The organism is Paraperlucidibaca wandonensis (assembly GCF_042677145.1).
In the GTDB taxonomy this organism is placed as follows: domain Bacteria; phylum Pseudomonadota; class Gammaproteobacteria; order Pseudomonadales; family Moraxellaceae; genus Perlucidibaca; species Perlucidibaca wandonensis.
Genome location: NZ_JBHTIT010000001.1, coordinates 1,953,396 through 1,971,329, shown reverse-complemented (window position 1 = coordinate 1,971,329; position 17,934 = coordinate 1,953,396). Strand labels below are relative to the sequence as shown.

Annotated in this window: 19 protein-coding genes and 1 pseudogene; 8 read left to right on the top strand and 12 right to left on the bottom strand. The window is 54.1% G+C overall.

Going from position 1 to position 17,934, the window contains the following annotated elements; genetic code table 11:
• Positions 1–12: 12 nt before the first annotated feature.
• Genes ACFQ0F_RS09360 through trmB form a run of 3 tightly spaced genes read right to left on the bottom strand, consistent with a single transcriptional unit; the run spans position 13 to position 3,270 of the window.
• Entirely contained in the window at positions 13–1,806 is a 1,794-nt protein-coding gene (locus ACFQ0F_RS09360; protein WP_379071432.1) for a patatin-like phospholipase family protein, read from the bottom strand.
• On the bottom strand, positions 1,803–2,588 hold the full coding sequence (locus tag ACFQ0F_RS09355; RefSeq protein WP_379071429.1) for an ion transporter: 786 nt from the start codon (positions 2,586–2,588) through the stop codon (positions 1,803–1,805). The genes ACFQ0F_RS09360 and ACFQ0F_RS09355 overlap by 4 nt, the downstream gene beginning before the upstream one ends.
• Entirely contained in the window at positions 2,572–3,270 is a 699-nt protein-coding gene (gene trmB, locus ACFQ0F_RS09350; RefSeq protein WP_340675957.1) for a tRNA (guanosine(46)-N7)-methyltransferase TrmB, read from the bottom strand. Before trmB ends, ACFQ0F_RS09355 begins: the two co-directional genes overlap by 17 nt.
• Before the next feature lie 94 nt (positions 3,271–3,364).
• Between trmB and ACFQ0F_RS09345 the strand changes: the two genes are divergently transcribed.
• Together ACFQ0F_RS09345 and ACFQ0F_RS09340 are read left to right on the top strand one after the other, a co-directional pair.
• Entirely contained in the window at positions 3,365–4,015 is a 651-nt protein-coding gene (locus ACFQ0F_RS09345) for a YoaK family protein (RefSeq protein ID WP_379071426.1), read from the top strand.
• Between the two features lie 17 nt (positions 4,016–4,032).
• On the top strand, positions 4,033–4,953 hold the full coding sequence (locus ACFQ0F_RS09340) for a glutathione S-transferase family protein (protein WP_379071423.1): 921 nt from the start codon (positions 4,033–4,035) through the stop codon (positions 4,951–4,953).
• 13 nt (positions 4,954–4,966) lie between these two features.
• Here ACFQ0F_RS09340 and ACFQ0F_RS09335 read toward each other — a convergent pair whose 3' ends face one another.
• The gene (locus ACFQ0F_RS09335) at positions 4,967–5,749 is read right to left on the bottom strand and encodes a thiazole synthase (RefSeq protein WP_379071420.1); all 783 of its coding nucleotides are present in this window, start codon (positions 5,747–5,749) and stop codon (positions 4,967–4,969) included.
• A gap of 143 nt (positions 5,750–5,892) precedes the next feature.
• Here ACFQ0F_RS09335 and ACFQ0F_RS09330 point away from each other — a divergent pair, with 143 nt between their 5' ends.
• Positions 5,893–6,432, top strand: a complete 540-nt coding sequence (locus ACFQ0F_RS09330; protein WP_379071418.1) for a lipocalin family protein — start codon at positions 5,893–5,895, stop codon at positions 6,430–6,432.
• Positions 6,433–6,453: 21 nt separating this feature from the next.
• Here ACFQ0F_RS09330 and ACFQ0F_RS09325 read toward each other — a convergent pair whose 3' ends face one another.
• The 7 genes and pseudogenes from ACFQ0F_RS09325 to ftsY form a co-directional block, all read right to left on the bottom strand.
• Positions 6,454–6,963 carry a DUF456 domain-containing protein gene (locus tag ACFQ0F_RS09325; protein ID WP_340675962.1) on the bottom strand — a complete coding sequence of 170 codons (510 nt, stop codon included), beginning with the start codon at positions 6,961–6,963 and terminating at the stop codon, positions 6,454–6,456.
• Positions 6,963–7,163, bottom strand: a complete 201-nt coding sequence (gene thiS, locus ACFQ0F_RS09320; RefSeq protein ID WP_340675963.1) for a sulfur carrier protein ThiS — start codon at positions 7,161–7,163, stop codon at positions 6,963–6,965. Before thiS ends, ACFQ0F_RS09325 begins: the two co-directional genes overlap by 1 nt.
• On the bottom strand, positions 7,160–7,540 hold the full coding sequence (locus tag ACFQ0F_RS09315) for a DUF423 domain-containing protein (RefSeq protein WP_340675964.1): 381 nt from the start codon (positions 7,538–7,540) through the stop codon (positions 7,160–7,162). Before ACFQ0F_RS09315 ends, thiS begins: the two co-directional genes overlap by 4 nt.
• Positions 7,541–7,549: 9 nt before the next feature.
• A complete protein-coding gene (rpoH, locus tag ACFQ0F_RS09310; protein ID WP_379071413.1) occupies positions 7,550–8,410 on the bottom strand; it encodes an RNA polymerase sigma factor RpoH in 861 nt (286 codons plus the stop codon).
• A 74-nt stretch (positions 8,411–8,484) separates the two neighbouring features.
• Complete coding sequence (ftsX, locus tag ACFQ0F_RS09305; protein WP_379071409.1) at positions 8,485–9,480, bottom strand: permease-like cell division protein FtsX; 996 nt, start codon at positions 9,478–9,480, stop codon at positions 8,485–8,487.
• A complete protein-coding gene (ftsE, locus tag ACFQ0F_RS09300) occupies positions 9,477–10,148 on the bottom strand; it encodes a cell division ATP-binding protein FtsE (RefSeq protein ID WP_340675967.1) in 672 nt (223 codons plus the stop codon). The genes ftsX and ftsE overlap by 4 nt, the downstream gene beginning before the upstream one ends.
• 16 nt (positions 10,149–10,164) lie before the next feature.
• Positions 10,165–11,097: pseudogene (gene ftsY, locus ACFQ0F_RS09295) on the bottom strand (signal recognition particle-docking protein FtsY); the annotation flags it as partial.
• A 116-nt stretch (positions 11,098–11,213) separates the two neighbouring features.
• On the opposite strand from ftsY, the gene ACFQ0F_RS09290 reads away from it, so the two are divergent.
• The 4 genes from ACFQ0F_RS09290 to ACFQ0F_RS09275 are packed head-to-tail and all read left to right on the top strand — an operon-like array spanning position 11,214 to position 15,703.
• Entirely contained in the window at positions 11,214–12,545 is a 1,332-nt protein-coding gene (locus ACFQ0F_RS09290) for a M16 family metallopeptidase (protein WP_379071404.1), read from the top strand.
• Entirely contained in the window at positions 12,542–13,996 is a 1,455-nt protein-coding gene (locus tag ACFQ0F_RS09285) for a M16 family metallopeptidase (protein ID WP_340675969.1), read from the top strand. The genes ACFQ0F_RS09290 and ACFQ0F_RS09285 overlap by 4 nt, the downstream gene beginning before the upstream one ends.
• The gene (gene rsmD, locus ACFQ0F_RS09280; protein ID WP_340675970.1) at positions 13,993–14,601 is read left to right on the top strand and encodes a 16S rRNA (guanine(966)-N(2))-methyltransferase RsmD; all 609 of its coding nucleotides are present in this window, start codon (positions 13,993–13,995) and stop codon (positions 14,599–14,601) included. The genes ACFQ0F_RS09285 and rsmD overlap by 4 nt, the downstream gene beginning before the upstream one ends.
• Positions 14,585–15,703, top strand: coding sequence for a hydrolase (locus ACFQ0F_RS09275; protein WP_379071401.1), 1,119 nt, complete (start codon positions 14,585–14,587; stop codon positions 15,701–15,703). Before rsmD ends, ACFQ0F_RS09275 begins: the two co-directional genes overlap by 17 nt.
• Here the strand turns inward: ACFQ0F_RS09275 and ACFQ0F_RS09270 are convergent.
• Complete coding sequence (locus ACFQ0F_RS09270; RefSeq protein ID WP_379071398.1) at positions 15,673–16,365, bottom strand: TetR/AcrR family transcriptional regulator; 693 nt, start codon at positions 16,363–16,365, stop codon at positions 15,673–15,675. The two genes, ACFQ0F_RS09275 and ACFQ0F_RS09270, sit on opposite strands and share 31 nt — an antisense overlap.
• Positions 16,366–16,468: 103 nt before the next feature.
• Between ACFQ0F_RS09270 and ACFQ0F_RS09265 the strand changes: the two genes are divergently transcribed.
• On the top strand, positions 16,469–17,914 hold the full coding sequence (locus ACFQ0F_RS09265; RefSeq protein WP_379071395.1) for a coniferyl aldehyde dehydrogenase: 1,446 nt from the start codon (positions 16,469–16,471) through the stop codon (positions 17,912–17,914).
• Positions 17,915–17,934: the final 20 nt, after the last annotated feature.

Sequence of the window (17,934 nt, the reverse complement as noted above, 5' to 3'; positions counted from 1 at the left end):
CGAGTCCCCGTTTTAACGCAGTAGCTTTTCACGGAGTGGTGTCAGCACTTCCAGGCCATGTTCATAGCCGCGCTGCACCAGCTCATCCATGCGTAACCACTCAAACATACCAATATCATCGATGGGCATGCGCAAATAGGTATCGGCGCGATCTATCGATGCTTGTAGCGTAATCGTGTCGCTGGTCAGTGTTGCTGTGCGCATCAAAATCTCACTCAAGCTCGGCGGCTGGCCTTCGCTTTTCCAATGCAATAAGGCACTTTGATCTGGCTCATTCATGCCGGCACCAGGTGCGGCCATATCGCCAACACTACCAACATTGCAGGCAATGATGACGCCGCGCTCGAGCTGCGCCATGACATCAGTGGGTAGATTATTGACCACGCCGCCATCACACAAAAGTTCGCCCTCGAAGGCAATGGGCGGCGCGACGCCGGGCACACACATGCTGGTGCCGACCCAGCTACCTAGCGGCCCGCTGTCATGAATGCCAGGCATACCAGTAGTGAGGTTGGTGGAAATGCAGTAGTAGGTGCGGCGCAATTCTTCAATGCGGCGTTCGCCAAAAATGGTCATTAGCCGCTGATGAAAACGCTCGCCACGGATAAGCGAAACCTTCGGCAGGGTGTAGTCGTTGAGGTAGTTTCGCGCGACAAAGGTTTCGTGGGCGATGTGAATCATTTCGGTGCTATCGAAGCCGCAAGCTAGGAGCGCGGCAACAAAGGCGCCCATGCTAGTGCCGCCGACGACATCGACTGGGATGCCAAGTTGCTCTAGTGCTTTTATCAAGCCGATATGCGCGAAGCCACGAGCGCCGCCACCGCCTAATACCAAGCCTATGCCGCGCCCAGATATTTGCCGGGCGAGGGCGGCTATTTCATGTTTGGCCCATGGGTGTAAAAAATAATGTGCGCGTGCGCCAGTGGCCTCAAGCCACTCTAATGTGTGCGGTGCGGCATCGCCCATTGGCCGTAATAATACTAGCTCGATCGGGGCTACCAAGCCACCGGCGCGCAATGTTTCCAGCACGGGTGTGGCTTGCGGTTTTTGCCCAGACTCGGCCACTAGCAAGATGCGATCGGCTTGGCGCAAGCAGCGTAAAGACCAAGTATCGGTGCCATTATCGGCAACATACATCACGAAGCGATGCTGGTGTTCTAGGCTGGCGAGCCAAGCGCAAAGTGCGACATCGGCGCCGCTACCATCTTGGGGTGTGTGCGAAAAGCCCGCACCAAATACGCTGTCGATATGCGCGGCGCTGACTAAGCGAGTTTCGGGCCAACCACTCATGTGTCCGGTCAGTGCTTCAGCTAGCAACATCGCCGGGATGCCGCGGATTGCAGGCACAACAGCTAGCGTGCCGCCATCGGCATTCGCTTGTTTTTGGCGAGGATTAAGCGCATCACGCCCGCGTGAAATAATCAGTCGCGATAGTGCGACCAGTGTATCTGGATGGCTGCGGATCAACGCCATAAAAGCGCTGGCAGGCAAGTTTAAAAGTAGGCAATCGCGTTGAGCATAAATTGTGCTATTGCGTGCTTCAGCGGCAATCACGCCCATTTCGCCCAAAAGCTCGTAGCGGTTCACATAGCCCAATATGCGCTGCTCTTTGCGCACCTGCAGGCGGCCATGAACCAGCACATGCAGGAAGCGTGGCGGATCGCCTGCGCGATATAGGCGCTGACCACTCATGAGCCGCTGCGGTTGCGCCATGATCGCTAAAGCATGCAGCGCCTCATCGGGCAAGGCGCTAAACGCTTCTACTTTCTTTAGGCTCGCAACATAGTCGGGCTCATGCGCGGTCATTGGTTTTTATTAGCCTCTCGGGCGGCAACAGCAAGACGAATTTGATTAATATTTTCGCGCAGCATATCGGCAACTAGTTCATCGGTACGCGGGTCGAGCAGCACTTGTTCAATCACTCGCAGCGCCGTTTCAGTCGTGCCTTCAATGATTTCGTTGTAATACGGCATGCGTTTAAAGCGACCGGTTTGTGGGTCTTCGCGGAGCTTTTCGCGAATCATATCGCGCAGTTCGCTTTGGTTTTCTTCTAATGCCCGTGCGATATTTTGCGTGTAAGTACCTTTCACAAGCACGTCGGCGACTTCATTTAATACAGCAACAGTGACAGTGCCGCTGATGGCTTGCACGATGCCTTGCTTGAAGCGATTGACCAGTCGATAAGTGAAGTCTTCACCAATGACTCGGTCAGCGGCGACGCCCATCCGAGCCAATAAAATCACCACGCGAATTAAACGGAAGCTACGCAGGGCGGGGTCGGAGACTGGGATCATGCCGAGCACGTCGTACCAATTACGACCGACAAAACCGAGCGCCCATTTTTCTTCACGCCAGCGCCACATGAAGTTTAAAAAGAACAGCCCACAGATGCTGTAGTCAGCCAAGATGATGGCTTCACTTTGCTCTGGTGTCACTGGGCCCCAGCTTTCCCAGGCTAGCAGTGCTACCGAGAACAAGGCTAAAACAAGCAGTAGCCAATCGGCCCAGTTGCCGCCAGTGAGTGGTTTTTGTGCGGCAGCCTCGCTGGCGCTAAGCGGAATGTATGGTGTGTTAGTCGACTCGGACATAAATGAGATCCCAGACACCGTGGCCTTGATCATGGCCACGCTGCTCAAACTTCGTCAGTGGGCGCCACGCTGGTCGCGGCATGTATTCACCAGGTGCATGGGCATTGTTAAAGCCTGCTGCAGCCTCCATGTGTTCAAGCATCCATTCGGCATAAGGTGCCCAGTCGGTGGCCATATGAAAGCGACCGCCAACGCTCAAAGTTTGACGCACCAGCTCAATGAGGTCTGGTCGTACAAAGCGGCGCTTATGATGCCGTGCTTTTTGCCACGGGTCAGGGAAAAACAGCTGAACGGTATCTACGCTTCCCGGCTCGATGGCCTGCTCCAGCACTGATACGGCATCTTCGCTGTAATAACGGAGATTAGTCACGCCTTGAGTGCCGGCATCGAAGCAGAGCTGAGCGACGCCAGGCTTGTGAATTTCTATACCAATAAAGTCGCGCTCAGGAGCGGCCTGAGCCATTTCAATCAGCGTCTGGCCCATGCCAAAACCAATCTCGATAGTGAGTGGTGCTCGGCGACCAAAGATGGCTTCCGGATTGAGCTTTCCTTGCGCCAACGTGAGTTGCATTTTTGGCGCAAAATCGCTCATCCCTTGCTTTTGCGAGGTGTTAAGCGGCGATGTGCGCGGCATAAAGGTTTTGATGCGATCAGTAAAAGGTCGCGCTGGAGACTCGCTCATGCCATACACTCGATGAATAATAACTGTGCGTGATTGTACGGAACTTAGACTAGCCACACCAAGGGTTTGCGTGCGCTGTAGTAGGAGATGATGTGTGAAGCGATTGCCGCGATGGATTGAGTACGGTGCATTTTCCTTGGCCTTGTTGGCGGGTATCGTCAATGCCGTAGGGGTGATGGGCGTGGCGCCGCATGCGTTATCACATTTATCAGGCACTGCCTCCTGGCTAGGCGTAAGCGTTTGGCAGTCAGGCGCTGAAGTCCTGCATTTAACCTTTGTGATAATCAGCTTTGTCTGTGGCTCAGCACTATCTGGCGTGGTGCTGAGTGGTCGCGATGTACGTGCAGGGCGCCACTATGACGAGCTGCTGATCGTCGAAGGTATTTTTCTGCTTGTAGCATTCATGGCGCTTAGCAAAGGCTATAACTTTGGTGTGTATTTTGCTTCGGCTGCCTGCGGCTTACAGAACGCGCTCGCCACGCATTACAGCAACGCCATCGTTCGTACTACGCATGTCACCGGCATCTTCACCGACCTCGGCTTAATGCTTGGTGGCTGGCTGCGCGGAAAGCGCTTTGATGCCCGTAAAGCGCGCTTGTTTGGCCTCATCATCGCGGGCTTTATTAGTGGCGGTATTATTGGTGCCAAACTATATTTAAGCGTGGGTCTGCTCACCTTGCTGCTGCCTGCGCTGCTGTGTTTTTGTTTGGCCGCGATGTATCGTGTGCTGCTCCGACCCTCTTAACATTGCCCGAGTTTTTTATGCCCACACTCATTTTGCACCACTACTTTCTGTCGCCATTTTCACAAAAAGTGCGCAGCATGCTGGGTTATTCAGGGCTTGAGTGGCAGTCGGTGCGCGTTGAGTCGGCACCGCCACGGCCTGAGCTTGAGCTGCTCACAGGCGGCTATCGAAAAGTGCCTGTGATGCAAGTTGGTGCAGACATCTTCTGCGATACAGCGATCATTTCCCATGAAATTGCGCGATTGTCGGGGAAACCAGATATTAACTTGGCGCGTGCGGGCGAGGATGAGCAAGCCTATGCTCGTCATACTGATGTGAAGATTTTTTTTGCGGTCTTGTTTGCTGCTGGCTCATGGGCATTGGCGAAAACTGTTTGGCGCGAAATGACGCTGAAGGCCATCGTACGATTTTTTGCTGACCGTATTCAGATCGGCCGCACTAGCAGTGTTCGCAGTGCGCCACCTAGCGCGGCAAAGTCGGTGGTGCGCAAGCATTTAGTGGCCACCGAGGCACGTTTGCAAAATCAGGACTTTTTGTTTGGTGATGCGCCGCATCATGCTGACTTTTCCACGTATCACAGCTTGTGGTTTCTGCGCGATATCGGTCAGTCATCCTTGCTAAATGACTTTCCGAAAGCTAATGCTTGGATGGATCGCATGGGTGCATTTGGTGAGGGCGTGAGTGTGGAAATCTCGGGTGATGCTGCGCTGCTAGCTGCCAAAAACGCCGAGCCTCGTGCTATTGCCGCTGATCAAAAAGTAGATGCGCGAATTGGCCAGCGCGTGCGCATCAGCCCAGCCGATTACGCGAAAGACCCCACCGAAGGTGTGTTGGTTGGAGTAAGTGATGAGCGCTTTATCATTGCTCGCGAGACGCCAGCCTTAGGCGTTGTGCATGTGCATTTACCGCAGGCTGGCTATCGCATAGATATTTGCTGAGGCGGTTTGAGGCTTAGCGAAACGCCATGCCATCAAGTGGGCTAGACGCGCTGGCGTAAAGCTTGCGCGGCATACGTTCGGCTAAAAATGCCTCACGTCCGGCTTCGACCGCTTTTTTCATTGCCGAAGCCATCAGCACCGGTTTGCCTGCTGCGGCAATGGCGGTGTTCATGAGTACACCGGCAGCGCCTAGCTCCATCGCGACAGCGGCATCCGATGCTGTACCAACGCCAGCATCAATGAGCACGGGCACCGTTGCCTCTTCCAGAATAATGCGCAGATTGTACGGATTGACAATGCCCAGTCCTGAGCCGATCAACGAGCCTAAAGGCATCACCGCGACACAACCCATTTCAGCTAGAAGTCGCGCCGCAATGGGGTCGTCATTGCAATAAACCATGACTTCAAAGCCTTCTTTAATCAATGTTTCTGCGGCTTTTAAGGTTTCAGGCATGTTTGGGTAAAGAGTTTTCTGGTCGCCCAAAACCTCTAGCTTCACGAGTTTATGATCGTCGAGTAATTCACGTGCCAAGCGACAGGTTCGCACGGCTTCTTCGGCGCTGTAGCAGCCAGCGGTATTGGGCAAAATGGTGTAGCGGTCGGGCGAAATGACATCGAGCAAGTTTGGTTCGCCAGGCGTTTGGCCGATATTCGTGCGCCGTACAGCCACGGTGACTATTTCAGCACCACTGGCGGCAATGGCCTCGGCGGTCTCGGTCATGTCTTTATATTTGCCAGTGCCGACCAGTAAGCGTGAGTGAAACGTGCGGCCAGCGAGTAAAAAAGCATCCGACATGATCAAGCTCCAGCGTAGAAAGCGCTATTGTACGTCTCGAGCCTAAGTGCGGCCACTACAAAGCTATGGCATGTTTAGTTGCTGAGCAATCGCGTATATATAAGCCTTGTCTGAGCCGAAAACATTATGAAAAAGAGAAAGATATGAGCATTATTTCCGTATGGGTAAGGCCAGTTGTAACCGCATTGGCAGTCATTGCACTTAGCGCATGCAGCAATCATCCGCCATTAGCCACTGTGGCTGCGGTAGATCTCGAGCGCTACAGCGGCGATTGGTATGAGGTCGCGCGCTTACCCAATCGTTTCCAAACCGACTGTGCCGGCGATGTCATGGCGCGGTATAGCGAAAAGGGTGACGATATTGCTGTGCTAAACCGCTGCCGCCAAGCTAATGGCGAGATCATATCTGCCGAAGGCACGGCCAAGGTAGTGGCGAATTCCGGTAATGCGCGTTTGCGTGTGAGCTTCTTTTGGCCATTTTACGGTGACTACTACGTGCTTGCGCTCGACTCAGATTATCAATGGGCTTTAGTTGGCGCACCCGACCGTGGCTATTTGTGGATGCTCTCGCGCACGCCTGAGCTACCTGAAGCGACTTTCAATGAACTAGTTCAGAAAGCACAAAGCCTCGGATTTAACACCGAGGCTTTGCAAAAAACGCTACAAACTCAGCCGCTGCCTTGAGGCTTGAGGCTGAGCATCGGCTTAATTGAGCACGCGCATAGAGATAAATAGCGTAATCATTATTAGGCCAATGACGAGTTTGGCGACGATGCCAATGAGCATGCCGATAGTCGCGCCCCAGCCAGCGCGACTGGCTTGTTGCCACGGCCGACCGGTAGATAACTCACCAATCATCGCGCCCACAAAGGGCCCGAAAATCAGCCCTAGCGGGAATAAAAACAAACCCAAAATCGCGCCAAGTAAGGCGCCGATGACTGCGGCTCGAGAAGCGCCACTGCGTTTAGCTCCGAGCGCCCCGGCAATGAAGTCGAGCGCGACAGCAGCAACACATAGCAGCGCCAGAATAATCAGCGTGCCGCTACCAACATAGTGAAAGTTTTCGGCCCAAGCGGCGGTAAATAAACCCATGAGCAGGATGGGTGGCCCCGGAATTGCGGGCAGTACCATGCCGATCATGCCGGCAATAATCAGCAGCAATGAGAGCACAATCAGACTAGGCGTTAACCAATCTACGCCGACTAGAACATCCATCAACCGCCGCCGATGGCGTGGACAATTTCGATGGCATCATTCGGCTGCAAGGTATGGTTGGAGTGCTGGCTGCGGGGCACGATTTCGCCGTTACATTCTACGGCGATACGCTTGCCAACTAGGTCTTGTGCGGCTAGCAGGTCGCTAATCGTGCTGCCAGCAGACATGGTAAGCGACTCACCATTAAGACGAATATTCATTTGCTTACTGCCCAAGCTAGCCAGAGCCAGCCGGCCATAAAGGCTAAACCGCCAATGGGTGTGATGGCACCAAACCAGCGTGGTGCGCCCAATGCCATGGCGTAAAGCGAGCCAGAAAAAATCACAATGCCTAGTTGCAGCAATAGAGCTGAAGTATTGAGGCCGGCAGCGGGCAGGCTAGGGCTTAGCGAAGGGCTAAAGCGCAATAGAATGCCGATGGCTAACAGGCCGAGCGCGTGTGTGGTGTGATAACCAACAGCGGTTTGCCACCAAGCCATTTGCTCCACGCTCAGGCGAGCTTTCAGGCCATGTGCGGCAAACGCGCCAGTGGCGATACACAGGGTGAGATTGATTGCCGCGAGCGAGAGCCAGTTCATTTGCTGTGCTTAAGCCATAAGCACGGCGCGAACTTTATCCATGGCATTTTTTTCTAGCTGGCGGATGCGCTCAGCAGAGATGCCAAATTCAGCGGCCAGTTCATGTAGTGTGGCTTTTTTCTCGCTCAACCAACGGCGCGCCAAAATGGCTTTGCTGCGGTCATCGAGCGTGTCTAGCGCGGCCATTAAACGCTCGCTGTTATTGCTCTCAAAGTCTGACGCCTCGATTTGCATCGCTGGGTCGTAGCGCTTGTCTTCAAGATAATGAATTGGCGCACGGCTCGCGCGTTCGTCGTCATCGTCTGGACTGCCATCGATAGGCGCATCGAAAGACAGCAAACGGCCTTCCATCTCAATCACATCGCGTGTGCTGACGTTGAGGTCGGTCGCGATGGCTTCAGCTTCGGCCAGCGTCAGGTTGGCTGAGGACTTTTTCATCGAGCGCAGGTTGAAAAATAATTTGCGCTGCGCTTTTGTGGTGGCGATTTTCACGATACGCCAGTTTTTGATCACGTATTCGTGAATCTCAGCTTTGATCCAATGCACTGCAAACGACACCAGTCGCACGCCCATAGTGGGGTCGAAGCGCTTCACTGCCTTCATCAGGCCGATATTGCCTTCTTGAATCAAGTCGGCCTGCGGCAAGCCATAGCCAGAGTAGCTTTTGGCTATGTGCACAACAAAGCGTAGATGTGCCAACACCAGCTGGCGGGCGGCGTCGAGGTCTTGCTCGTCATGAAAGCGCTCGGCGAGCGTGCGCTCTTCATCCGCCGACAGCACCGCAACGCGGTTAGCAGCTTGAATATACGAACCCAGGTTTACGCCTGGAACGGTCACTGCGATAGGCGCTAGCGCCTGACAGTCACTCATGGTTTGTCATGCCTCCATTGGCAGAATATACAATACCCTTAACTATAAGCAGCGACGGTGGCCGCTGCAAGTAATCAGGGCTCAAGCTCGCGTAAATGGCGGCCTACTGCAATCCAGGCGCCGATTAAGCCGAGCAAACTGGCGCCAACTATCACGCCGAAGCCAACTGACAGTGAGGGGTAGCTCAAAGCAAATTGGCTGCCATATAAACGCGCCAAGGTCAGTACTGGTTCACTTAGCCAAGCAATGAGCCCGCTGACGGTGACTAAAGTGAACGCACCAGCGCTAAGGCCGCACCAAAAGCCCATATAGACAAAGGGGCGGCGGACAAAGGCGTGGGTGCCGCCGAGTAGCGAGGTGACACGAATTTCGTCACGACGCGACTCAATGCTCAGGCGAATGGTGTTGCCGACCACGAGCAGTGCGCCCAAAATTAACGTGCCAGCAATGGCCATGAGCAATCGCTCACCAATGTCGAGAGCCGTACGCAAACGTTGCACCCAAGCGATATCGACCTCGGCCAAGGAAACTTCAGGCCATTGTGCAAATTGATCACGCAGAGCAGTCATGGACTTGGTGTCGCTAGTGTCTTTGGGGAAGACTTCAAGCACGGCGGGCAATGGATTGCTGCCGAGCTGCTCTAGTGCCGGGCCATAATTAGATTTGGCTTTGAACTCTTCGAGTGCGGCTTCGGGCGTGATCAAGTTGGCACGGTTAACGCCGGACAGTGCCTGCGCCTGCGCCAAGACCGTGCGCTGCGTTTCAGCGTCGGTACCTTCTTTTAAGTAGACCGATAAGCGTGCGTCCGCATCCCAGGTAGCAACGGCTTGGCGCGTGTCATTTAGTAATAGGCCTAATGCTAGCGGTAAGCTGAGGGCAATTGTCATGACGGTAACCGTCATCAGTGTAGAAAGCGGTACGCGAGCGAGACGGCTGAAGCTGTCATTGGCTTCGCGGCGATGATGCGCCAACCAGTGTTGAAAGCGTGAGCCTGCAGTACTTTTTGAGCTGCGAGCGCCGCTGGGCTTTTTCGATTTTGGCGATTGGGCGCCGGCGATAGGCTGATTCATGTCGCGGCTCCTGTGTCGGCGACCAGTTGACCGGCCTGCAGCGTCAATAGGCGATGGCGGAAGCGGGCAATCAAGGCGAGGTCGTGAGTCGCGACTAAGATACTGACGCCAACGCGCGATAGGTCTTCAAAAATATTCATTACTTCCACGGCAAGTTGTGGGTCGAGGTTGCCGGTGGGCTCATCGGCCAAAATGACTGAAGGCTTGCCGACTACGGCGCGAGCGATGCCGACGCGTTGCTGCTCACCACCAGAAAGCTCTAGCGGCATGGCTTTGGCACGATGCTTGAGGCCAACCAAATCCAGCGCTGCATAAACCCGATTTGGAATGTCGCGTGGTGGCATGCCGGAGATGATCAGTGGCAAGGCGACGTTGTCGAATACGCTGCGGTCATCGAGCAAGTTGTGATCTTGATACACCATGCCGATGTCCCGACGTGCAAAGGCAACTTGCTTGCCTTTGAGCAGGCCTTGATCGCGGCCATTGACGATAACTTGGCCACTGCTGGCTTTTTCAATGCGCATGATGAGCTTAAGCAGCGTTGATTTGCCGGCGCCTGAATGGCCGGTTAAAAAAGCCATTTCACCTGTGGGCAAATCAAAGCTGAGTTCACGTAGGGCGTCAAACTGTGGCGGGTAGCGCTTGCTGACGGATTTAAAACTGATCATTCCGGGCTCCTGTTAGTTACTGGCGGCTGTCGTCAAACAGGGCGCTGACAAATTCTTCTGCTTCAAATGGGCGTAGGTCATCGATGCCTTCACCGACACCAACAAAACGAATGGGCAGGTGAGTGCGGCTGGCGATATTAAACAACACGCCGCCTTTGGCGGTGCCATCGAGCTTGGTCACGGTGAGGCCAGTGAGCTTTACCGCTTGGTCAAAATCACGCACTTGGTTGAGCGCGTTTTGGCCAGTGCCGGCATCGACCACCAACATGATTTCGTGCGGCGCTGTGGCATCGATCTTTTTCAATACGCGCACGACTTTACTGAGTTCGTCCATCAAATGCGATTTGTTATTTAAACGTCCTGCGGTGTCGGCAATTAGCACATCCATGCCGCGTGCTTTTGCGCTTTGGTAAGCATCGAATAATACCGAGGCGGAGTCGGCACCAGTGCCTTGCGCGACTACGGGCACATCATTGCGTTCGCCCCAAGCCTGTAGTTGCTCAACGGCGGCAGCGCGGAATGTGTCGCCAGCCGCTAACATCACTGCACGACCTTCACGCTTATAGCGCTGCGCGAGTTTACCGATGGTGGTGGTTTTACCGACACCATTTACACCAACGACCAAAATGACAAACGGTTTTTGCAGCTCGCCAATGCGCAAATGCTGTTGGCGTGGGCTGAGAATTGCGGCAAGTTCGCTGCGCAGAGCATCGAATAATGCGTGCGAGTGCAGCAGCTCTTGCCGTGAAACGCGCTCAGTTAGTGCATCAACGACGCGGCGTGTGGCCTCGACACCAACATCGGCGCTAAGTAATTGCGTTTCAATATCTTCTAATAATTCATCGTCAATTTCTTTGGCGCCGATGAGCAAAGTTGCCATGCCCGAACTAAACGACTTGCGGGTTTTGCTTAAGCCCGACTTCATGCGACTAAAAAAACCGCCGTCTTCAGAGCTTTCGTGTGAACTCATGCTGGTATCCAGTCGTAGTACAAGTGTCGCGGCTAGCGGCCCGCGAGGGATGCGCTATGCTACCACCCTTGTTATTGACCCTAAAGGATGAACCTATGCGCGGTGCGAAGCGATTGGCCTGGATTCTACTCGGTGTATTGGTGAGTCCGGCGCTGTGGGCGCAAGCAGAGGCTGTGCAATTTCGTCTCGATAATGGCTTGCGTGTGGTTGTGCAGCCTGATGATCGTGCGCCTGTGGTGGTCACGCAGGTTTGGTATCAGGTTGGCTCAGCAGATGAGCCGCCGGGCTTAACGGGCATTTCGCATGTGCTCGAACATATGATGTTTAAAGGCACGCCGACAGTGCCGGCCGGCGAATTTTCGCGCGTTGTTTCGCATATGGGCGGTGACGATAACGCTTTCACCACCGATAACTACACGGTGTATTACCAAAATCATGTGGCCGACCGACTCGCGCTAGCGCTGGAAATGGAAGCCGATCGCATGCAGCACGCGATCATCGATCCCGCAGCGTTTGCCAGCGAGCTTCAGGTCGTGATGGAAGAGCGCCGCTTGCGCACCGACGACAATCCGCAAGCCTTGGCCTACGAGCGCTTTCAGCTCATGGCCTATCCCAGCAGCTCGCAGCGTAATCCCACTGTGGGCTGGATGGATGATTTAAAACAACTGACTGCGGCTGATGCTAAAGACTGGTATCAGCGCTGGTACGCGCCAAATAATGCAGTGCTTGTCGTGGTTGGTGATGTACAGCCGGAGCAAGTAAAAGCGCTAGCTCAAAAATACTTCGGTGACATTACCGCGCGTGATTTACCTCGCCGCGCCAGCAGCCGTGAGCTGGCATCGCCGGGTGAGCGGCGCATGACGCTAACGCTGCCGGGGCAAGTGCCAGCAGTATTCATTGCCTATAACTGGCCAAGTTTAAGCAGCGCTGTTGGCGCGCAAGATGCCTATGCGTTGCGTCTACTTGCCGGCGTGCTAGACGAGGGCATTAGCGCACGCCTAGAGCGCAAAGTAGTGCGTGCCGGCAAGGCTGCGGCCGTGCGTTCGGGCTACGATATTTTGTCGCGCGGCGATACGCTGTTTACCATTACCGCTGTTCCGGCACAGGAGCAATCATTGGCAGCATTGGAGGAAGCGGTTTTGGCGCCCGTGCTGGCTTTGCGTGAAGAGTTAGTGACACAGGCCGAGATAGATAGAGTGCAGGCCAATGTCATTGCGCAGTCAGTATTTGTTCGCGATGAAGTCGATGATCAGGCGCAACTTTTGGGACGTTTGGCGAGTAATCATTTGGCGCTAGATTGGGCCGATGGCTATGCCGATCAGCTCAAACGCATCACGCCCGAGCAGCTGCGCGAAGTCGCTAAGCGCTATCTAACTAATGACCGTTTGAGTGTTTTGCATATGCACGTTAAAGGAGCGCAGCAATGAGTCTGCGCCTAGTTGTTTTGAGCTTTTCGCTATGCCTAATGAGTGTCGCTTGGGCCGGCCCTGAACATGGTGGCGTTAGTCCTGGGCCATTAACCGCTTTAGAGAAGTTGCAGAGTGCTCCGGCCTTAGTTGCCGAGCGCAACAACACACCAGCGGTTCATGTTGCGCTAGAGCGTTGGACTACCGACGAAGGTCTGCGCGTGATGTGGTCGCGCAATACCCAGCTGCCATTGCTCGATATCCGTTTGGTGTTCGATGCCGGCGCGGCTCGCGAAGGCGACTTTCCGGGCGCAGCAGCAGCGGTTTCTAGCCTGCTTAATGAGGGCACCCGCGAGCGTACGGCACAGCAAGTAGCTGAAGGCTTTGAGCAGATAGGCGCGAGCTTTTCCGCCGCAAGCTATCGCGACATGGCCTTGGTGTCATTGCGCGTGATGAGCGATGCTGAACGCCGTAATGCGGCTGCTGCATTGCTCAGCGAAGTGGTCAGCGAGCCACGTTTCGCACTCGATGACTGGCATCGTTTGCAAGAGTCGATGCGGCTGAGCTTGCTACGCCGGCTGCAATCACCAGCTGGCCGTGCGGGGCCTACGTTTTATCAATCGCTCTATGGCAATCACCCGTATTCGCGTACGCCGGGTGGCGATGTCGACAGTATTAAACGGATGATCCCGGCAGATATTGCCGCATTTCATCAGCGCTATTACACCGCAAAAAATGGCGTGTTGGTGCTAGTTGGCGACATTACGCGAGCAGATGCTGAGGCCCTGGCAAAGCAACTTTCTCAGGCCTTGCCCGCTGGTGAAAAGGCTGCTGCTCTGCCCGCAGTGAAGCCCTTGGCCAAGCCTGAGCGCGTGCATCAAGTATTTCCTTCTGAGCAAGTGCATATCGTGCTCGGTGAAGTTGGCATTAGTCGCAGCGACCCCGATTATTTCGCCTTAATGGTGGGCAATGAACTGCTAGGCGGTAGCGGGTTTGGCACTTTGCTCACGCGCGAGTTACGCGAAAAGCGCGGCCTTACTTACAGCGTCACCAGCCAGTTCATCCCCATGCGCGCGGCCGGCCCGTTCCAAATCAGCTTCTCTACGCGCCATGACCAAGCGGCTGAAGCCTTAGCGTTAACACGTCAACTACTCTCTGATTTTGTTCGCCAAGGCCCGAGTGAGGCTGATGTGAGTGCTGCCAAGGCGAATCTATCGCAGGCCTTTCCGCGCAGTGTGGCGAGTAATGATCAGGTCGCTAGCTTCTTAGCCATGATCGGTTTTTATGAGCTGCCAGATAGCTTTATCGATGACTATATTGGCCAATTGGCGGCCGTGGATTTGGCGCAAGTACGTGCCGCCATGAGCCGACATATTCATCCTGAGCGCTTGTTGGTAGTGACGGTCGGCCGTCTTGATGAAAAGCCTGCGACTAAAGCTGGTGCAAAAAACCGTTGGCGCTTAATAAAATGAAAGCCGCAAAATCTAGTCGTGGCGGCACCCGCACATTACGCATTATCGGTGGCCGCTGGCGCAGTCGATTATTAACCTTTGTCGATGCGCCAGGACTGCGCCCAACGCCCGATCGTGTTCGTGAAACTGTGTTTAATTGGCTGCAATTTAATGTCCCCGGCCGTCATGTTTTGGATATGTATGCCGGCAGCGGCGCCATGGCCTTTGAGGCGCTGTCACGCGGCGCTGCCAGTGCCACGATGATTGAGTTCGATCAAGCGCAAGCGCGCGCCTTGCAAGCGACGGCGCAGAGCTTAGCGGCGACAGAGGCACGAATCATTCGCGACGATAGTCTGCGCTGGCTGGCCTCCGCTACATTGCCTGAAGGTGGCTATGGCTTGATCGTGCTCGATCCGCCATTTCACCTTGGCCATGTCGATAAAACATTGGCGGCGTTAGAGGCCAAAGGTTGGCTACAAGCCAATACCTGGATCTATGTTGAAACTGAATTAGCACCTGAAGAACTCACGCTACCATCATCTTTAGACTTGCATCGACACACGCGTGCAGGCATGGTTTGGGCCTTGTTATTTCGCGTGGAGACCGAGGGTGACGCAGCAAGCTGAAATAAACGCCTTTACCCCCGGACTAAGCCGTAGCCCATTTAAGCCGGCTTGGTGGCTGCATAACGCGCATTTACAAACCTTATATCCAGCGCTGTTTCGCAAACTTAGCGTGCCTTCCCGGGTGCGCGAAAAAGTCGCTTTGAGCGATGGCGATTGGCTGTATCTCGATTGGCGCCTGCCAAAAACCTGGAAAGACTCGGGCATGCCCTTGGTGGTTATTGTTCATGGCCTTAGCGGTTGTAGCAGTTCGTCATACGTTGTTGGTCTGCAAAAAGCGCTGGAATTACGCGGCTGGGCTAGCGTCGCAATGAATTGCCGAGGTGCCACCGGCGAGGCCAATGATTTACCGCGCGCTTATCATGCCGGCGCTCACGATGATTTGGCGCAGGTTATGAACTTGGTGGCCGAACGTTATGCTGGCGTGCCACTCAGCGTGGTGGGTTACTCCCTCGGCGGCGCGATGACATTGAACTATCTCGCCACCATGCCGTTGCCCGCGTATTTGTTTGCTGCCACAGCCGTGTCGGTGCCGCTCGATTTAGCTTCTTGCGCCGATCGCTTAGATCAAGGTTTGTCGCAAATCTATCGCAAGCACTTACTCGATAATTTGATGAATGCTTGGCAGCGAAAAGTGCTGAAGCTACGCAGTCTAGGCCTTGAAGCCGATGCAGAGCGTATTGAGCACTTGCTGGCACTTGGGCCATTTAACTCATTTCGAGCTTTCGATGATGCAGTGGTGGCGCCATTGCACGGCTTCCATAGCGCTGAAGACTATTATGCGCGCTGCAGCCCGCTGCAAAATCTGGCTCGTATCCATTGCCCGACCCTGATTATTCAGGCCGCTGATGACCCGTTCCTGACGCCTAAATGCTTCCCAGAGGCGAGCGCATTGTCATCGTCGCTGTATTTGGATGTGTCGCCGCAGGGCGGGCATGTCGGATTTGTTGCCGCGGGAGAGCATTGGCGTGAGCCGATATATTTCTTGGAGCAGCGCATTCCTGCATTTTTGGATAGTCAGGTGCCCGAGAGCGTACGTCGAGCTGAAATGGTTAAGCGGCTACCTCCGGCGTATCAGTCTTCGCTCGCCAAGACTGCTCCGTAATAAGCTTTTAAGGCCGCTAAACCGGCCTTGGCCTCGCCGCGCAAATACGGTGCCTCTAAGCAAATTACATGCAAAATTCCACGCCGCAACATGGCTTCAGTGATGTCGCCCGTGCTCGTGTCGCTTATAAGACTATCGTCAATAAATAGACCGGTGGTGTGTAAAAAGTTGACCCAGTTGGTGGCTGTAATCCAAATAGTAATGGCTAGGGTGTCAATGTCTGAATCATCAGCCTCGATCATGCCGGCAGCTATTTGCGCACGATAAAGTTCGCGCAGCTGAGCCAGTACCTGCAATGAAAATGCGCGATATTGTGTGCTGAGCTCAGCATTTTCGAGCAAATGCGTCATATCTCGATGCAGAAAGCGAAAGTCCCAGAGGCTGGTGAGCACGCGCTCGAAAAGATTAGCTTTATCAGCCTGAGTGAGCGGGTGCACATCTGGAAAAGTTAGAGCAGCGGCCATGCGCTCGGCATAGCGAGTGAACAGCTCAATGATGATCGCGTCTTTATTTTTGAAATGATAATAAAGATTGCCAGGACTCATGCCCATCGCCGCCGCCAAATGATTGGTCGTGACTTGGCGCTCACCTTGCGTGTTAAACAGCTGAAGGCTGGCGGCCAAAATACGGTCGCGGGTCTTGAGGGGGGCAGCAGAAGTCATCGGGTTCTCAGTCGCATCATTGACAGCTTAGAGTAAATGCTCTAAAAAATTGGCACAAGTCGCTCTACTGTCTTCAGCGCATATACTTTTAATTGAGGTTGCCATGGTTGCTCACGTTGCGGCATTAGCCGAACAAAATCTGCAAGTCGCTGATATGCAGCGAATTTTTAACTCACAACGAGCAGCGTATGGCCTCCGTCCGATGCCCTCGGCCGAGGAGCGCATTGCGAGCCTGAAGCGTCTGCGTGAAGTCATCATCAAATATCAAGATGATTTAGCCGATGCGGTTAGCCAAGATTTCGGCCATCGCTCCACCCATGAAACAAAAATTGCTGAAGTGCTGACCTCGCTTGAGGCGGTTAAGTACGCCAGCAAAAATGTGAAAAACTGGATGAAGCCACAGAAGCGCCACTCTGGCATCTTGGCGATGCCTGCGAAAGCGCGCTTGCACCCGCAGCCGTTAGGCGTTGTTGGTGTCGTGGTGCCGTGGAACTATCCGATTTTCCTCGCCATTGGCCCGCTAGTGGGTGCACTTAGCGCTGGCAACCGAGTGATGATCAAATCATCGAGCTTCACGCCGCGCTTAGGTGAAACGCTGAAGCGCATGTTGGCCGAAGCATTCAGCGAAGATACTGTGGCGGTGATCACTGGTCGTGGTGAGGTCTCGGAAGCATTCAGCCACATGCCATTTGACCAAATTACCTTCACTGGCTCGACCAATGTTGGCCGTACCATCATGCAAAATGCGGCGGCAAACTTAACGCCAGTGCTGCTTGAGTTGGGTGGAAAGTCGCCGACTATCGTGCACGAATCTTACCCAATGACCGATGCCGCTGAGCGCATCGCATTCGGTAAATGCTGGAACGCTGGTCAGACCTGTGTTGCGCCAGACTATTTGTTGCTACCACGCGGCAAGACCGACGAATTCGTCATCGCTTTCACTGCGCAAGTTAGCAAAATGTACCCAACGCTAGTGACCAATGCTGATTACACCAGCGTTGTGAACGACAAGCAGTACAGCCGCATTCAAAGCTATTTAGCCGATGCCCGTGAGCAGGGCGCTCGTGTGATTGAAATCAATCCTGCCAATGAGCGTTTTGAAAACACCCGCAAGATCCCGCCGACAATTATCATCGGTGCTAAGCCTGAAATGCTGATTATGCAGAATGAAATCTTCGGGCCAATCCTGCCAATTTTGGAAATTGAATCGCTGTCGCAGGCGTTAGAGTTTGTTAATTCACGCCCGCGTCCATTGGCGCTGTACTACTTCGATAATGACAGTGCGCGTGCCGACTATGTCGTTACCCATACTCACTCAGGTGCGACAGGCATTAATGATGTGGTTACCCATGTTGGTGTCGATGATCTGCCATTTGGCGGCGTTGGCCCATCTGGCATGGGTCGCTATCACGCTTACGAAGGCTTCCAAACTTACTCAAATATGAAAGCGGTGCTGGTGCGGTCATCGATTTATTCAGTGCGCTACATTCTGCCTCCGTTCAATAAGGCCTCGCATACGCTGATCAAAAAGCTATTTCTCGGCCAATAAAATGAGTTAAAACGGAGTCT

Excerpts from the sequence above, each read along its gene's own strand:
- ACFQ0F_RS09360 (WP_379071432.1), bottom strand. The coding sequence starts at position 1,806 with ATGACCGCGCATGAGCCCGACTATGTTGCGAGCCTAAAGAAAGTAGAA.
- ACFQ0F_RS09355 (WP_379071429.1), bottom strand. The coding sequence starts at position 2,588 with ATGTCCGAGTCGACTAACACACCATACATTCCGCTTAGCGCCAGCGAG.
- trmB (WP_340675957.1), bottom strand. The coding sequence starts at position 3,270 with ATGAGCGAGTCTCCAGCGCGACCTTTTACTGATCGCATCAAAACCTTT.
- ACFQ0F_RS09340 (WP_379071423.1), top strand. The coding sequence starts at position 4,033 with ATGCCCACACTCATTTTGCACCACTACTTTCTGTCGCCATTTTCACAA.
- ACFQ0F_RS09335 (WP_379071420.1), bottom strand. The coding sequence starts at position 5,749 with ATGTCGGATGCTTTTTTACTCGCTGGCCGCACGTTTCACTCACGCTTA.
- ACFQ0F_RS09330 (WP_379071418.1), top strand. The coding sequence starts at position 5,893 with ATGAGCATTATTTCCGTATGGGTAAGGCCAGTTGTAACCGCATTGGCA.
- ACFQ0F_RS09325 (WP_340675962.1), bottom strand. The coding sequence starts at position 6,963 with ATGGATGTTCTAGTCGGCGTAGATTGGTTAACGCCTAGTCTGATTGTG.
- thiS (WP_340675963.1), bottom strand. The coding sequence starts at position 7,163 with ATGAATATTCGTCTTAATGGTGAGTCGCTTACCATGTCTGCTGGCAGC.
- ACFQ0F_RS09315 (WP_340675964.1), bottom strand. The coding sequence starts at position 7,540 with ATGAACTGGCTCTCGCTCGCGGCAATCAATCTCACCCTGTGTATCGCC.
- rpoH (WP_379071413.1), bottom strand. The coding sequence starts at position 8,410 with ATGAGTGACTGTCAGGCGCTAGCGCCTATCGCAGTGACCGTTCCAGGC.
- ftsX (WP_379071409.1), bottom strand. The coding sequence starts at position 9,480 with ATGAATCAGCCTATCGCCGGCGCCCAATCGCCAAAATCGAAAAAGCCC.
- ftsE (WP_340675967.1), bottom strand. The coding sequence starts at position 10,148 with ATGATCAGTTTTAAATCCGTCAGCAAGCGCTACCCGCCACAGTTTGAC.
- ACFQ0F_RS09290 (WP_379071404.1), top strand. The coding sequence starts at position 11,214 with ATGCGCGGTGCGAAGCGATTGGCCTGGATTCTACTCGGTGTATTGGTG.
- ACFQ0F_RS09285 (WP_340675969.1), top strand. The coding sequence starts at position 12,542 with ATGAGTCTGCGCCTAGTTGTTTTGAGCTTTTCGCTATGCCTAATGAGT.
- rsmD (WP_340675970.1), top strand. The coding sequence starts at position 13,993 with ATGAAAGCCGCAAAATCTAGTCGTGGCGGCACCCGCACATTACGCATT.
- ACFQ0F_RS09270 (WP_379071398.1), bottom strand. The coding sequence starts at position 16,365 with ATGACTTCTGCTGCCCCCCTCAAGACCCGCGACCGTATTTTGGCCGCC.
- ACFQ0F_RS09265 (WP_379071395.1), top strand. The coding sequence starts at position 16,469 with ATGGTTGCTCACGTTGCGGCATTAGCCGAACAAAATCTGCAAGTCGCT.